This window comes from Streptosporangium sp. NPDC002524 (genome assembly GCF_040295985.1).
Taxonomy (GTDB): Bacteria; Actinomycetota; Actinomycetes; order Streptosporangiales; family Streptosporangiaceae; genus Streptosporangium.
The window spans coordinates 24741-39513 of sequence record NZ_JBEOWK010000036.1; the positions used below are offsets into that span (position 1 = coordinate 24741).

General features: G+C 71.7%; 17 protein-coding genes. 8 read left to right on the forward strand and 9 right to left on the reverse strand.

Features of this window, described 5'->3' with window-relative positions; genetic code table 11:
- Positions 1-72 precede the first annotated feature (72 nt).
- Complete coding sequence (locus tag ABT053_RS39110; RefSeq protein WP_350976318.1) at positions 73-435, forward strand: ArsR/SmtB family transcription factor; 363 nt, start codon at positions 73-75, stop codon at positions 433-435.
- 226 nt (positions 436-661) lie between these two features.
- Here the strand turns inward: ABT053_RS39110 and ABT053_RS39115 are convergent, their stop codons facing one another.
- From ABT053_RS39115 to ABT053_RS39125, 3 genes are all read right to left on the reverse strand, one after another.
- Positions 662-1861 (reverse strand): hypothetical protein, encoded by a 1200-nt coding sequence (locus ABT053_RS39115; RefSeq protein ID WP_350976320.1) that lies wholly within the window; start codon positions 1859-1861, stop codon positions 662-664.
- A 61-nt stretch (positions 1862-1922) separates the two neighbouring features.
- Complete coding sequence (locus ABT053_RS39120; protein ID WP_350976321.1) at positions 1923-2696, reverse strand: DivIVA domain-containing protein; 774 nt, start codon at positions 2694-2696, stop codon at positions 1923-1925.
- Positions 2697-3299: 603 nt separating this feature from the next.
- Positions 3300-4139, reverse strand: coding sequence for an SH3 domain-containing protein (locus tag ABT053_RS39125; protein ID WP_350976323.1), 840 nt, complete (start codon positions 4137-4139; stop codon positions 3300-3302).
- Positions 4140-4332: 193 nt separating this feature from the next.
- Between ABT053_RS39125 and ABT053_RS39130 the strand changes: the two genes are divergently transcribed.
- Both ABT053_RS39130 and ABT053_RS39135 read left to right on the forward strand, forming a co-directional pair.
- The gene (locus tag ABT053_RS39130; protein WP_350976324.1) at positions 4333-4776 is read left to right on the forward strand and encodes an ArsR/SmtB family transcription factor; all 444 of its coding nucleotides are present in this window, start codon (positions 4333-4335) and stop codon (positions 4774-4776) included.
- 4 nt (positions 4777-4780) lie between these two features.
- A complete protein-coding gene (locus ABT053_RS39135) occupies positions 4781-5848 on the forward strand; it encodes a cation diffusion facilitator family transporter (protein ID WP_350976326.1) in 1068 nt (355 codons plus the stop codon).
- A 16-nt stretch (positions 5849-5864) separates the two neighbouring features.
- Here ABT053_RS39135 and ABT053_RS39140 read toward each other — a convergent pair whose 3' ends face one another.
- The 5 genes from ABT053_RS39140 to ABT053_RS39160 all read right to left on the reverse strand — a co-directional run bounded on the left by ABT053_RS39140 (position 5865) and on the right by ABT053_RS39160 (position 9454).
- Positions 5865-6014, reverse strand: coding sequence for a hypothetical protein (locus ABT053_RS39140; protein ID WP_350976328.1), 150 nt, complete (start codon positions 6012-6014; stop codon positions 5865-5867).
- Between the two features lie 85 nt (positions 6015-6099).
- Positions 6100-6486 (reverse strand): ArsR/SmtB family transcription factor, encoded by a 387-nt coding sequence (locus ABT053_RS39145; RefSeq protein ID WP_350976330.1) that lies wholly within the window; start codon positions 6484-6486, stop codon positions 6100-6102.
- Positions 6487-6676: 190 nt separating this feature from the next.
- Complete coding sequence (locus ABT053_RS39150; protein ID WP_350976331.1) at positions 6677-7609, reverse strand: C40 family peptidase; 933 nt, start codon at positions 7607-7609, stop codon at positions 6677-6679.
- A gap of 529 nt (positions 7610-8138) precedes the next feature.
- A complete protein-coding gene (locus ABT053_RS39155) occupies positions 8139-9089 on the reverse strand; it encodes a M56 family metallopeptidase (RefSeq protein WP_350976332.1) in 951 nt (316 codons plus the stop codon).
- Complete coding sequence (locus ABT053_RS39160; protein WP_350976334.1) at positions 9086-9454, reverse strand: BlaI/MecI/CopY family transcriptional regulator; 369 nt, start codon at positions 9452-9454, stop codon at positions 9086-9088. The genes ABT053_RS39155 and ABT053_RS39160 overlap by 4 nt, the downstream gene beginning before the upstream one ends.
- A gap of 233 nt (positions 9455-9687) precedes the next feature.
- Between ABT053_RS39160 and ABT053_RS39165 the strand changes: the two genes are divergently transcribed.
- The 3 genes from ABT053_RS39165 to ABT053_RS39175 all read left to right on the forward strand — a co-directional run bounded on the left by ABT053_RS39165 (position 9688) and on the right by ABT053_RS39175 (position 12312).
- Positions 9688-10230, forward strand: a complete 543-nt coding sequence (locus ABT053_RS39165) for a DUF4396 domain-containing protein (RefSeq protein ID WP_350976335.1) — start codon at positions 9688-9690, stop codon at positions 10228-10230.
- Positions 10231-10485: 255 nt separating this feature from the next.
- A complete protein-coding gene (locus tag ABT053_RS39170) occupies positions 10486-11562 on the forward strand; it encodes a metalloregulator ArsR/SmtB family transcription factor (RefSeq protein WP_350976337.1) in 1077 nt (358 codons plus the stop codon).
- A 258-nt stretch (positions 11563-11820) separates the two neighbouring features.
- Positions 11821-12312: an SRPBCC family protein gene (locus ABT053_RS39175; protein ID WP_350976339.1), complete on the forward strand. Its 492-nt coding sequence runs from the start codon at positions 11821-11823 to the stop codon at positions 12310-12312.
- A 107-nt stretch (positions 12313-12419) separates the two neighbouring features.
- Here the strand turns inward: ABT053_RS39175 and ABT053_RS39180 are convergent, their stop codons facing one another.
- Positions 12420-13043, reverse strand: coding sequence for a TetR/AcrR family transcriptional regulator (locus tag ABT053_RS39180; protein ID WP_350976342.1), 624 nt, complete (start codon positions 13041-13043; stop codon positions 12420-12422).
- 56 nt (positions 13044-13099) lie between these two features.
- Here ABT053_RS39180 and ABT053_RS39185 point away from each other — a divergent pair, with 56 nt between their 5' ends.
- Positions 13100-13798: an NAD(P)-dependent oxidoreductase gene (locus ABT053_RS39185; protein WP_350976344.1), complete on the forward strand. Its 699-nt coding sequence runs from the start codon at positions 13100-13102 to the stop codon at positions 13796-13798.
- Positions 13795-14721, forward strand: a complete 927-nt coding sequence (locus ABT053_RS39190) for an SDR family NAD(P)-dependent oxidoreductase (RefSeq protein WP_350976346.1) — start codon at positions 13795-13797, stop codon at positions 14719-14721. Before ABT053_RS39185 ends, ABT053_RS39190 begins: the two co-directional genes overlap by 4 nt.
- Positions 14722-14773 lie beyond the last annotated feature (52 nt).

Below are 14773 nucleotides of genomic sequence, written 5' to 3' on the forward strand. Positions count from 1 at the left end.
GCCTCCGTGGGCCTCCGTGGGCCTCCGGTGGGCGCTGAATCGCGATCACAGGCCGGCTGTTAGCGTGATCGGGTGAGTGATGAGCGCTGCGACCTTCTCTGCCTCGACCTTCCCCACGCCGAAGAGGTCCGCGCCCGTCTGCCGGCCGCGCCGAGCCTGACCTCGGCGGCCGAGCGCGCCAAGGCCCTGGCCGACCCTTCCCGGCTACGGGTGGCGCTGGCCCTGGCCGCCGGCGGTGAGATGTGTGTCTGCGACCTGGCCTGGGTGTGCGGCTTCGCCCAGAACCTGGTCTCCCACCACCTTCGCGTCCTGCGCAACGCCGATCTGGCCGCGTCCCGCCGCGACGGCAAGCTGGTGATGTACCACCTGACCGCGACCGGCCGCGCCCTGCTGACCGCCCTGATCGGCGCGGAGGATCTCACCGGGACGATCTGAACACCGGCTTCGTCGGCGACGCGACAATGGCCCGGCTCCTCGCCCCCGAAGCGGGCAGCCCCGCGTCCCGCGTCCCGCGTCTGAGTCAGGCACCTGGGCCACGTCTTCTCGGGTCTGCGTGTTCGACGCTCTGCATGTTCGACAGCAGGCGCCCGCCGGGTGGCGTGCTCCCGGCTCTACGGAGAGCAGCCCGGTGGCATGGTCTGGGAGAGCCGGGGTCGGCCGGTTACCTGGTGATGGTGGTGAGCAGGTAGCGGCGTTGCTGCTCGGTCAGGTCACCGATGTGGCGGCTGGCGTCGATCCCGCCCGCCGTCAGGACTCTGGTGATCTCGGCGGGATTGTGGCCGGGAAGGAGCGACAGCAGCCATCCGACCCAGGCGTTCCTGACGACGTCGTCGGTGCGGGCCAGCACCTCGCTCAGGGACATCCGCCCGGTACTCACCGCTTCACGCAACTGGGCATGGGTCAACGGGGTCCGCGCCGGTGGAGTCGGTGGCCGGGCAGAGGGCGTGGGGGCGGAGGAGGCGGGTGCCGCATGGTCGGCGACGTGGGATCCGTGCCCGGTTCGCGGGTGGTCGCCCTCCATTCGCGGGTGGTCGTCTCCCAGGAGACCGTGTGTGGCGATCAGGAGGGCGCCCCCGGTGACGGCGACGCCCGCGGCGATGGTCAGGTGGCGTCTGGACAACCGGCCGCTCTCCTGGCCGGCGGCGGCGAGCCTGAGTCCGACGATCGCGGTGCGCAGCAGCACACCGGTGACCATGCCGAGCAGGAGCGGCACGATCTGGCCGGGCAGCGGGGCGATGGTGGCGATCAGGATGCCGGCGGCCGGGCTGAGGCAGGAGACCACCAGCCACGGAGCCAGGCGTTGTCCGGCCATGTCCAGCAGGGCGGCCAGCGTCAGTCCTTCGCTGGCCGAGTGGACCATGAGGGCGATGACGACCACGGCGGAGGCGGTCAGGGCCAGCGTCGCACCCTCGATCGCCCGGTGCAGGGTGAGGGCGGCCGCGGTGCCCATGCCGCCGAACAGGGCGGCGTCGACGGCTTCCCTGACCCGGCGGTGCAGGCCGGGCGCGTGCCTGCCGCCGACCGGCCGGGAAGCTCCATGCCCGTGCCCGCAGCCCTTGCGGGTGAAGTAGGTGATCACCAGGAAGCCGAACACGATGGCCAGCCCGACCGCCCACAGGGGCACCCCTGTTTCGGTGGCATCTCGCCAGGCGTCGGGCAGCAGGTCGACCAGGGCGGTGATCAGCATCATCGCCGAGGCGATCGCCAGCCACACCGTCACCTGCGCGGAGTTACGCCGGGCCAGCCACGCCCCGGCGAGCGTGGACAGCGACACCAGCAGCACCGCGGCCCACGCGCCGGCACCGGGAGGGGCTCCCCCCAGCGCCGGTCCCAGCGCCGAGGTCCCTTCGGCCATCACCATGTCTCACCACCTCTTGTCGGGATCGGATCGCGGGAAGGTTCCGAACCGGCTGACAGGTCGTTCAGCGCTCCTCGGCGACGGCGTCACCTGCGGACATGCTCGCCGACGTGTCTCCGCCCGGCGGCGATGCCCGTGGTGACGGTGTCCGTGGCGGCGACGTCTGTTGTGACGGTGTCCGTGGTGACGGTGTCCGTGGCGATGCCGGTTGTCCCGGCGTCGGCCGCCGGCCGGTGGCCACGGGTGAGGGCGGCGACATCAGCCCCAGCTCGCTGAAGTTGGTGAGTTCGCCGAGCAGGTTCTGCAACTGGTCGGCCTGCGCCTGCAGACCGCGCCTGAGCCGGTCGCCGTAGTCGGCGGCAAAAGCGTTGAACTCCTCGGTACGGCGTTCCAGCTCCTGCCCGCAGGAGGCATGGACCTCCTTCCGCAGGGCGGCGGCACGGTCGCGGGCCTGCGCCACGATCGCCTCGGCTTGCTGTTCGGCGGCGGCGAGCATCCGGTCGGCGCTGTCCTGGGCCATCGCCATGATCCGCGTCACGCGCTCGTCCGCCGGTCTGACCTGCCTGGCGGCGCGCTCGGCGGCTCTCACCCGGGCGTACAGCTCCGCGTTCTCCTGTACGAGCATGGTGAAGGTGGTCTCGACCTGGCCGAGGAAGGTGTCCACCTCGGCCAGGTCGTAGCCTTCGCGCAGCCGGACCACGGTGAACACCTGGTTGCGTACGGCGGCGGGGCTCAACCGGCTCACGCCCAAGGAAAGGCCGGGGCCGAGCGGGAAGGTAGGGGTGTGGTCGATCTCGTCGAGGGGGGCGGGTGTGTGCCCGGGCTCGTCGTCGTGCATGGCCTTTCACGTGACCTTTCACCATGGTTTTCGAAGCGGGAGCGGGAGCGGCGAGATCGGGAACCGGTGTCGTCCGGCCGTCGCGGTCCCGGGCTTCGCGGGAGATGCCTGGCCGTGCGGCACGCAGCGAGGTTGGCTTCTCGCGCCCGGCCTGGCCGCGGGGTGCCGGGTGAGTGCAGGGGGCCTCACGAGCGGCATGTTCCTCGGGTCCAGGCCAGGTAGTCGGTTGTCTGGTCGGTGAGGACGGGGGTGACGCCGTAGCCGGCCAGGCGTCACGGTCGTCGGGGGTCCGGGCGTAGACGGCCGCGCCCACGTCACGGCAGGCGCGGCCCCGGCCCCGGCAGCGGCCCGGCAGCGGCCCCGGCCCCGGGCGCGGACCCGAGCGCGGGCGCCGGTCAGCCGGTCCGCAGCGCGCGAAACCGGGTCAGGGTCATGGTCTCGACGCGGCCGCTGCCGGTGGTGGTCCGATCCACCGTGGCGTCGCGCATCAGCGGCTCTCCCCGCGGGATCCGGGGCGCACCGCGCCGTCGGAGGTTCCCCTCCCCGGCCGACGGGCGTCGCCGGGGACGGGGGGTCCTCACCATGAGCGGCTGCTCTCGGCCGCTACTTGGTGACCTTGCGCAGGTAGCCGGTCGAGGCCCAGCCGCGCTTGCCGCCTGCCGCCCTCACCTTGACCCAGCCTCGGGTCGCCTTGCAGGCGCCGGTGATCCGGCCGTCGGCCACCCGCAGCCTGGCGACGGAGCGGAAGCGCAGCCCGGCGCCGGAGCGGACGTTGAGGAAGCTGGCGCGCCGCACGTGGGTGACCCGGTAGGCGCAGGCCAGGGCCGCGCGGCCGGGGACGCGGGCGGAACCGGTGTCGCGCACCTTGCGCACCTGGCGGGCCGGGACCCAGCCGGTGACGCCGGTGGCGGTCGTGACCCGTACCCAGCCGTCGACGCTCTCGCAGGCACCGGCGAACCGGCCGTCGGCCACGCGGAGCGTGCCGGCCGAGCGGGAAGTCGTGTCGGTACCGGAGCGCAGGGTGACGTACCGCCTCTGGCCGGTGGGGTCGACGCGGTAGGTGCAACCCAGCGCCGGCCGGCCGGTCGCGGCGGGAGACGAGGGGAGTTTGCGCAGGTTGCCGGCCGGGACCCAGCCGGTGACGGCGGCGGCGGTCCTGACCCGCACCCAGCCGTTGACGCTCTCGCAGGCACCGGCGACCGGCGTCTCGTCCGCCCGCAGGGTGCCGACCGGGCCGAAGGCCTGGCCGGCTTGGGAGCGGACGGTCAGCACGGTGCCGGCGTACACGTTGGTGACCTGGTAGGTGCAGGCCAGGGCGGGAGCGGGGGGCGTCTCGGCAAGTCGGGCGGTCGCGTGGACGGGCAGGGCGGTCCAGATGAGCCCGCCCGCGGCGGCGCACGCGGTCAGGGCGGTCAGGGTGACGGTGGTTCGCTTCGCGGTCATCGCGGTGTTTCCCTTCGATCGGCATCTGTGCACCGGCGCGGAGTCGGCGGCGTGGTCAGGCTGAGGGCACTTGACCTGCGATGCTCACGAAGGGTAATTTCCTCATTACTAAACGCTTAAACATGTGAGCAACTGAACATACATTCATTGCGACCTGCGTCCCTTACCCCGACGAGGAAAAGAGGTAGGCGCCGTGACCCCCCGAGCCACGGTCCGCGCCCACGCGGACTTGACCGGCCACTCCCCCGCGAAGGCGGCCGCGTGTCCCGACGCCCCCTGCGGCCCGCTTCCGGCCGCCGAACGGGTGCAGAGCATCCGCCGGGCGCTGCCGGCCGAGCACGTGGTGCGGGAACTCGCGCAGGTCTTCGCCCTGCTGGCCGACCCCGGAAGGCTGCGACTGACGGCCGCCCTGCTGCACGCCGGGGAGATGTGCGTACGCGACCTGGCGGCGGTCACCGGCCAGAGCATGTCGGCCACCTCGTGCGCGCTGCGGCTGCTGCGCGCCCATCACGTGGTGCAGGTCCGCCGCGCCGGGCGGCTGGCGCACTACCGGCTGGCCGACTCCCACATGCGGATGCTGTTCGCCCAGGCCATCACCCACATAGGACACGAAACAGACACCCGCCATGGGGAGTGAAGCGATGCCTGAGTACGGACACGCGGGTGGGCGCGGCACCGGGCACGGGCATGGGCACGGGGTGGGCGCGGAGGCCGACCGCCGCTACCTGACCGCGGCGCTGGCGCTGATCACCGGGTTCATGGCGGCCGAGGTCGTCGTCGGCCTCGCCGCCCGTTCCCTGGCCCTGATCTCCGATGCCGGGCACATGCTCACCGACGCCGTCGCCATCGGCTTCGCACTGGTCGCCATGCGGATCGCCGCCCGGCCACCCCGGGGCGGCTTCACCTACGGGCTCAGGCGCGCCGAGATCATCTCCGCGCAGGTCAACGGCATCACCCTGCTGCTGCTGGCCGCCTGGTTCGTCTACGAAGGCGTCCGCCGCCTGATCGCCCCCTCCGACGTCGAGGGCCTGTACGTGGTGGTGACCGGCCTGGCCGGAATCGTCGTCAACCTGGCCGCCACCTGGCTGCTGTCCCGGGCCGACCGTTCCCGTCTCAACGTCGAGGGCGCCTACCAGCACATCCTCAACGACCTGTTCGCCTTCGCCGCCACCACGACCGCCGGAGCCGTCATCTGGCTCACCGGCTGGACCCGGGCCGACGCGATCGCCGCCCTCGTCGTCGCCGCCCTGATGCTCAAAGCGGGCTGGAGACTGGTCCGCGACGCGGGCCGGGTCTTCATGGAGGCCGCCCCCGTGGGCATGGACCCCGCCGAGGTCGGCGCCAGGACCGCCGCCCTGGAACACGTCGTCGAGGTGCACGACCTGCACATCTGGGAGGTCACCTCCGGCTACGCCGCCCTGTCGGCGCACGTCCTGGTCGCCCCCGGCGCCGACTGCCACACCGTACGCCTGGCCGCCGAGCGGATGTTCCACGACACCTACGGCATCGAGCACGTCACCCTGCAGGTCGACCACGCCCCACCGGCACTACTGACCATCGGCGACCCCGCCCCCCACTGCGCCGCGCCACACGGCCCCGCCCACCGCAGTCCCCCTCACCACGACAACGCCCCCGCCATGCCCCCGGCCGACGACACCGACCCCGGCGATCAGGGAGGTGCGGCCCGCCTGTCCCCGTCTTCGCAGTAGCGGCGGTGAAGGGCGTTCACCAGCCCAGGTGGCCGGCCGGTTCGACCTGCGAGGTGGCGTGGGCCACGCTGTGGCGCCGGCGCAGCAGGTCGCGGGCCCGGTCCAGGACGGCGTGGCTGCCGGCGCCCCCGATGGTGACCAGTTCATGCCGGAGATCGACGTCCACGGGGGCAGGTCGTGGACGTCACGAACGCCCTCGACGGCCGCGAGGTCCCCAGAGGAGGCGTCCATCCCGGCCGGGACCTGGCCCATCAGCGGTTTCCGTCGCGTTCGGGGTGGATGGCCTGGGTGTGCTCGGCGTGGGCGAGGGCGAGGTCGAGCAGCATCCGCACGTGCGCGTCCTCCAGCCGGTAGAAGGCCATCCGGCCGGCCCGGCGGGCTGAGACGACGCGGTGCGCCCGCAGCAGCCGCAGCGCGTGCGAGACCGCCGACTCGCTCTGGCCGCTCACCGCGGCCAGATCGCACACGCACATCTCCCCCTCCAGCAGGGCGAGCAGCAGCCGCAGGCGGCCCGGATCGGCCAGCAACCCGAACACCTCCGCGGTGTCGGTCAGATCCTGCGCCGCGGGCATCCGCTCACGCACCGCCGCCACCCGCGGCGCGTCCACGATCCGGGCGGTACACCCATCGATCGCCACCAACCGCTCATCTGAAGAACTTTTCATATATAAAAGGCTAGCGGTCGTCGGAGGCGACCTGTCAACCTGCGCCCCAGCTTTTCCCGCCGTTTCGCCGCTTCGGCCACCGCGAGCAACGGCCGGCCCGAGCGCCGCGGACGAGGTTGCCGCCGTGCCGCCGCCGTCGCGGCCGTGACCGCCGGAAGCGACGTCAGGGACGGACGGCGCCCAGCAGGCGGCCCCACCAGTAGTCGTCGAGGTCGACCTCTTTGATGATGTCGCCGGTTCGCGGGGCGTGCACCATCTTGCCGTTGCCCGCGTACATGCCCATGTGGCCCAGGCCCTTGCTGAAGAGCAGGTCACCGGGCTGCAGCTGGTTCAGGTCCAGGGGCACCCGCCTGCCGGCGCCCCAGCTCCACTGCTCGTAGGTGGTACGAGGAATGCCGACCCCGGCCCTGGCCCAGGCGGTTTGCGTCAGGCCCGAGCAGTCGTAGCCTCCCGGTCCCTCTCCGCCCCACTGGTACGGCTTGCCGATCTGCGCGTAGGCGAACTGCAGAGCGGTCCTCGCGTTGCCGGAGGCGGAGCCGGTGTAGGCGATACCGACGCTGGTGGGGTCGCCGGTCCGAAAGGCGCCGAGCCTGCGCAGCAGTTTCGTCTGCTCGGCGATCAGGCGCCTGGTCTTGGTCTTCTCCTTGGCCAGGGTGTCGCGTGCGGTGTCCGCTTCGGTCAGCGCGTCCTTGGCCTTGCCGTGCTGCGCCCTGAGAGCCTGGGTGGCGATGTCGAACGTGCGCAACGACTGCGCGTGCCCGGCCGATATCTGGTCGACCGCGGCCATGCCGCTCAGCAGCGAGCCGGGGTCGTCGCTGGAGAGGAGCCCCGCCCCGCCGCTCAGCCCGCCGGACTGGTAGGTGCTGACGGCCAGGGTGACGAGGTTGCGGCGCAGGGCGTCGACTGATTCGCGCTGCTCGCCGTAGGCTTTGTTCAGCTTGTCGTAGTGCTTCCTGGCCTTCTTCCAGCGCTCGTCGGCCAGGTTGTAGCGGTCGACGACCTTGCCGGCCTGGTCGTTGAGCTTCGTGAGCTTCGCCCTGGCCTGGGAGAGGGTGGGCCGTGGCTCGGCGACCGCTCCGTCGACAGACCACAGCAAGACGGCGACCACGGCTCCCGCCGCCACAGGTATCCGTCTGACTCGCACCGGCATGCCCGCAACGGCCACTGTGTGATGCCTTCCTTCGTCCCGATGTCGGGCGAAATGCTACAGAAGCAGCATGGGTTATTCACCTTTTACTCCGTACTTCCAGGCCGACACGAGATGATCACGTCCCGTGTCCGGGCGAGGCCGCAGATCCGCCCGCAACGCGCCGTTGCGCGTTTCCACTGCTCAGCGCGGATTTTCGAGGCTCGCCCGAAGGCCTCGTCGACTGCCGGGCCGCTCGAGGGTGAGGGATCGCCGGGCGGAGAAGATGACTATCATCCGTAGTAGAGACCTTCTACGTCGTGCTGGTCGTCTCGCAGGTCCGTCGCCGTGACGAGCGCGCCGGCGACGTGAACCGGTCGCCCGCCCTCGGGGCCGCTCCGCGGTGGCGCGTAGCCGACGAGCGGTCGCGGCGGTGACGGTCGACGCACCGGCCACATCGAAGGTGCGGCGAGTCCGCCACGTGGGAGCGCGGGCGCGGTCAGAGCAACGAGACGCCGTGACGGTAGTGGGCCAGAAACGAGCTCACCGCGGGAATCGCCGCCACGGCCGCGGGGCCGGCGAGCAGGAGGGCGACCGCGGCCAGGCCCGCGAGGCGTTCCCCGGGCCTGAGCGGGGCCGCGGGGCTGAGCATGCGCTGGACACGGGTGAGAGCGGCCTGGCCGCCGGCGCCCAGTGCGAACGCGGGGGCTCGCCCCGTGGCGAGCCGGATCAGCGCGGTGGCGATGTGGATACGCGGGTGACGGCGGGCCGCGACGTCGTCGGCGAGGAGCTCGACCAGCCGGGCGATCTCCTCTTTGGCCCGGCCGAACAGCGGCAGACGAGGGAAGGCTCGGCAGAAGGTCTCGGCGGCGGCCAGGAGGAGGTGGTGGCGCCCGCGCAGATGCGCCCGCTCGTGGGCGAGAACGGCGGCGACCTGCTCGGGAGTCAGGGATCGCAGGGCCCCGGTGGTGATGACGGCCTTGCCGTCACGGCCGGGCAGGCAGTAGGCGGCGGCCTCGTCGTGGTCGAGCACGACCGCGCCCAGCGCGCCGTCATGGCGGCCGAGCAGGTTCAGCATCTCGGCGTGCCGCCGTCGCTCCCGCCGCGCTCTGACCACGATGGCCGCCCCGCAGTGGGTGATCCTGACCGTGATCAGGGCGGCGCAGAGCAGGGCGGCGCGAGCGCCCGGGGAGGTGAAGGACGCGCCGTCGGAGAGCATGCCCGCGCACGCCTCGAAGAACCCGGCCAGGCCATGGCCGATCACACTGGCCGGAATCGCGACGGCTAGCGCGGAGAGAACCGCGGAGGCGACCACGGAGGCGCAGGCGGCCAGCCACACGCAGATCGCCAGGCGGGGTGCGCGCCCGGCCCACTCGCCCCGGGTCAGCAGGCGGGGCGACAGGAGCACCGCGACCACGACGTACAGGGCCAAGACGGCGGCGGCCGTCACGCGCGGCCCCCCGGCGGATACACCTTCAATGCGGCCTCCAGCGCGACCGACTCCTCAGGGGTCAGCCGCTCCAGGAAGTGCACCAGCGTGGCCGCCTGGTTACCGCTGGAGGCCAGCGTGCTGCGCATCAGCTCGGCGGTGTAGGCCTCCTTGCTGGCCACCGGCTCGTAGGCATACGCCCGGCCGACCGGCTTCCTGCGCAGCAGGCCTTTTTTGTGCAGCTTGTCCATCACCGTCATGACGGTCGTGTAGGCGATGTCCCGCTCACGACGGAGATCTTCGAGCACGTCCCTGACCGACGCCGGCCGGCGGTACGACCACAGGCGCTCCATGACCGTGGACTCCAAGTCTCCCAGACCACGCATCGGGTGAGACTCCCCTCTACCGGCGAACCACTCGATGCTATCGGCCGTCGTAGACGCTCGGCCATGTGTCGTTCACCGCCATCGGCTCACCGACGCCCCGTGCGCGAGCGAGGCGGGCCTGAGGCCCGCGACCTCCTTACGGAAGGAACATTGTCCATATACCCCCTACCCGTATATGGTGAGCGGAGTCATCGAGAAGATATGCGAACCGGGAGGCTGTGATGTCGGAAGCGATGGCTTCCAGGGATGACGCCGGAGACCACGACCACCACGGTCACGTCGGTCACGTCGGTCACGTCGGCCATGCGGGTCATGCGGGTCATGCGGGTCACGGGCAGAAGGCGACCTGGCGGGTGGCCGCGTCGGCCACCTTGCACTGCCTCACCGGGTGTGCCATCGGTGAGGTGCTCGGCATGGTGATCGGCACGGCTCTGGGGTGGCCGAACGTGCCCACCATCATCTTGGCCGTCGCGCTGGCCTTCTTCTTCGGCTACGCGCTCACCCTGGTCGGGTTGCGCAGGGCCGGTGTCGACTGGCGCAAGGCCCTGAAGCTGGCGCTGGCGGCCGACACCCTGTCCATCCTCGTCATGGAGATCGTCGACAACGCCGTCATGATCGCCGTCCCCGGCGCCATGGACGCCGGACTGACCTCCGGCCTGTTCTGGGGCGCTCTCGCCTTCGCCCTCCTGGTGGCCTTCCTGGTCACCACGCCTATCAACAAGTGGATCATCGGCCGGGGCAGGGGACACGCCGTCGTCCACGCGTACCACCACTGACAAGCGCCTTCCTTCGCCGGACGCGGCGGGCACACCGAGCGGCGAACCGGGAACGCGAGCCCGCGAGAAGGCCGGGGAGCCTGTCGCGGCGATGCCACTCCTTGAGCCTCCCCCACAGCAGTCGGATCCCCCTTAGCTCGACGGCCAGGGGGAGGGCGGACACGGGCCGAGAACAGCGGGTGCCCCGTTCGGAGCGGGTCTCGTCGTCGCCGGGCTCAGTAAGGATCGCCAAAATATCAGTCTTTACTTATATAAGTGCAGACCGGTACGATCTCCGTCGTGCACGCGTTCGACATCCTCGGCGACCCCGTGCGCCGGCGCGTTCTGGAGCTGCTCGCCGACGGCGAGCAGACCTCCGGGGCGATCACGGCCGTCATCCGGGCCGAGTTCGCCATCTCCCAGCCGGCCGTCTCCCGGCATCTGCGGGTGCTGCGTGACAGCGGGTTCGCGTCGGTGCGGGCCGAGGGCGCTCGGCGGTTCTACGCCGTCGAGCCCGCGCCGCTGAGCGAGGTCGACGGGTGGCTGGACCGGTTTCGCCGGTCCTGGGAACAACGCCTGGACGCCCTGGGGACCGAGCTGGTCCGGGGCGGGCGTGCACGCGCGGCCGGGACCACCGGGAACCCGCCCGGCAGGCCGGGTCCGGCACCGATACGGGCACAACCGATCCACGACCGACAGAGGCATGACATGAAAGACGTACTGGACGAGCTGGCCACCGTGCACCGGGCGATGGGCAGCGGCAGAGTGCCCGCCGGCGAGGCGTACACCGTGGAGCTGCGGCGCCGATACGACGCGGGGATCGACGACGTCTGGGGCGCCATCACCGACCCCGAGCGGCTGCGCCGCTGGTTGAAGCCGGTCACCGGGGACCTTCGGCCTGGCGGAAAGTTCGAGCTGGACGGTGGTGAGCACGGCGACATCCTCCGGTGCGAGCCGCCGCGTCTGCTCAAGGTGTCCTGGCTCTACGGACCGGACGCCGACGCCTGGCCCGGCACGAGCGAGGTGGAAGTGCGCCTGGTCCCGGGCCCCTCCGGCGACACGGAGCTCGAACTGATCCACGCGGCGTTCGTCGACGAACCCCTCTTCCCCACCTACGGCCCGGGCGCCGGCGGCGTCGGCTGGGACCTGGCTCTGCTCACCCTGGCCCGGTTCCTGGCCGAGGGTGAGATCGCCGGCCACGAGGAGTTCGAGAAGTCGCCCGAAGGACGCGAGTTCAGCCGGCGCAGCGCCGCGGCCTGGGGCCAGGCTCATCTGGCCGCCGGTGGCGAACCGGAGCACGTCGCGTCCGCGGTCGAGGCCACCACCGCGTTCTACGCACCCGACCCGGCCTGACGTCCCTGCTGCGGTGGACCGGCGCTCGCACCCACGACGAGAATGACGAATCGCCAGGCGAAGGGCCGCCCCCGCACTGCGTAAGAACATCAACGCGTACCGAGATCGCACGGTGAACGCGCCCTCTGGCACCCAACCGCGGATCGCACCCCTGCCTTCACTTCACGGGCACGGAATGCGGCGCCCTCGGCCGAGGAGCACGACGAGCGGTACAAAAGCACGCCGGCCCACCCCCAGAAGGAAAAGAATGATGCGCCCATGAAATACACCGTCTCCATCGAGATCGCCCTGCCGCGGGAGAAGGCGGTCCAGCTGCTCGCCGACCCGGCACACCTGCCGAACTGGCTGCGGGGCCTGGTGTCGCACGAGCCGCTGAACGGGGAGCACGGGCAGCTCGGCACCACGTCGCGGGTCGTGATGCAGATGGGCCGGCGGAAGATCGAGTGCACCGAGACCATCACCCGCCGGGAACCGGCGGACCTGCGCGAGATCCCGAAAAGGAGCGTCGTTCACTTCGACCGCGAGATCGTCGGCGAGGGCATGTGGAGCGCCGTGCGCGAGCGGCTGACCGAAGCCGGCCCGGAGACGACGCTCTGGGAGAGCGAGAACGAATACCGGTTCAGCGGCTTCCTGATGAAGCTGATGGGCCTTCTGATGCCCGGCGCCTTCCGCAAGCAGTCGCAACAGCACATGCGGGACTTCAAGGCGTTCGCCGAACGGGGAGAGGACGTCCGCGAAGCGACGGCCTGACCTGCCTGACCTGCCTGACCTGCCTGACCTGCCGTAACCGGTCAGGCGTCTGACCAGCAGGCGTGAGACCGCGAATGCGGGGCCCCGGGCCATGGGGCATGTCGGTGTCAGGGTTCGGTGGTGGGCGGATGGGGGGTTTCGCGGGGTGGGTCTTCGGCGGGGCCGTCTGTGGTCCAGGTGCCCGCGGCGTCAAGCAGGCGGTCGATCAGGTCGTCGGACACCGGGCCGGGTTCGAGCAGGCCGCGGTAGAGCAGGGGGCCGATCATCAGGGCCGGGGCGTCGCGGGAATCACCCGCCACCCGGAGTTCTCCCGCCTGCTCCGCCAAGGTCAGCGCCGCGCGGAGTTGCCGGCCGATGGTGGTGGCGAGCCGGTCGCGTCGGGTGGTGATCTGCGGTTGCGAGCGCGCCCCCTGCACGAGCGTGGTCGTCACCGCCAGGACGTCGGGCAGGGCCAGCTGGTCGGCGAGCACGCGCAGTTGCCGCTCCAGCCACGGTCGTACGGGAGTGGCCGGGGCGAGGAAGAAGGGCATCGGGACGTCGGCCATCGCGTCGGTCAGCAGCTGTTCGGGGCGGGGCCAGTGGCGGTAGACGGTGGCGCGGCCGACCCCGGCCCGCGCGGCCACCCGCTGGTGGGTGACGGCGGGGGGACCTTCCTCGCGCAACAGTTCTCGCGCGGCGGCGAGGATCGCCTCACGGCTGCGGGTCACACGCGGATCGGTGGTGTCGGCCATGCCTCATCTTATGAGACAAGTTGACTCAGAAGTCGAATGAATGCCAAGCTTCAACTATGAGACACAATGACTCAGAAGTCGTCCGGATGGTCGTCCTCGGCGCCACGGGCGGCACCGGCAGGGCCGTCGTCGAGGCCGCCCTGCGCGCCGGGCACACCGTCACCGCCGTCACCCGCCGGGCCGACGCCCTGCCACCCGCCCCCGGACTCACCGTCGAAGTCATCCCCGACCTGGCCCTTCCCGGCCCGGCCCTTCCAGACCTCCCCCTCCCCGAACCGGCCCCCCTCAGCCCGGCCGACGAGCGTCTCGCCGACGCCGTCGCGGGACACGACGCGGTCGTCAGCGCCCTGGGCCCCTCAGCCCGCGGCCCCGCCACGGTGTGCGCCGACGGCATCCGCTCCACGCTGCGCGCGATGAAGACGACCGGCGTCCGCCGGCTGGTGGTGGTCAGCGCCCACGGCGCGGCCGAGAGCCGCGACCGCTCCCCCTACTCGCTGGCGCTGTGGGCCTCGGTCGGGTCCAAGATGCGCGACAAAGAGGCGATGGAGGCACTGATCCGCGCCTCCGACACCGACTGGACGATCGTCCGGCCACCCGCGTTGAGAGACACCGCGCCGACCGGCCGCTACCGCACCGGCACGGACCTGCGCATCCGGCTGACCACAGCCGTCTCGCGCGCCGACCTGGCCGACTTCATCGTGAAGGAGACCGTCGAACCGGCCTACCTGCGCCGCGCCCCGCGGATCGCCTCGTGAGCGCCGCACACCTCCCGGCCGACCTGCACCACCGCACCGCCTTCGTCACCGGCGGCACCGGCGGGATGGGCCGGGTCATCACCACCGCCCTGGCCATGGCCGGAGCGCACGTCGTCACCACCAGCCGCGACCACGACCGCGGCCAGGCGCTGCGGCGGCGGATCGCCCAGGAGATCGGCGCCGACCGCGTCGAGGTCCTGACCGGCGACCTGGCCTCCCGCGCGGACCTGCACCGGCTCGCCGCCGAGTTCACCGCGCGCCACGATCACCTGCACCTGCTCGTCAACAACGCCGGCGCGCACTACCGCGAGCGCCTGCTGACCGCCGACGGCGTCGAAGCGCACCTGGCGGTCAACCACCTCGCCGGATTCACGCTCACCCACCTGCTGGAGGGCCACCTGCTCGCCGCCAGGAACGCCCGCGTGGTCAACGTCGTGTCGGCCACGATGTCCGACGCCCGCCCCGTGCCGCTGTTCGGCCGCCCTCGGCCCGTCCCCCTCGACCTCTCCGCCGTCACCGACGCGCGCGACATCAATCCCGCCGACGGATACGCCCCCTTCGCCGCCTACGCCCGAGCCAAACTGCTCGCCACGATCTGCGGCTACGAGTTCGCCGAACGCTGGCACGACGCGGGCGTCACCGTCAACGCCGTCCACCCCGGCATCGTGAGCACCGGCATCATCGACGACGTCGTCCCCGCCGCCCTCGCACCGTTCCGGTCACTCATCCACCGGCGCCTGCTCACCCCCGAACAGGGAGCCGAGGCCGCGCTGCGCCTGGCCACCTCCCCCGGCCTCGCCGGCGTCACCGGCCGCTACTACGTCCGCGACCGGGAGACGCGCTCACCCGACATCTCCTACGACGCCGCCACTCGCGCCGCGGCCTGGAAACTCAGCCTGGCCTGGGCCGACGCGGTGGTGTGACCGGGCCGATGCTCGCTTTCTCGCGGGACGGGCCTCCGGGGAGGCCGGGTGC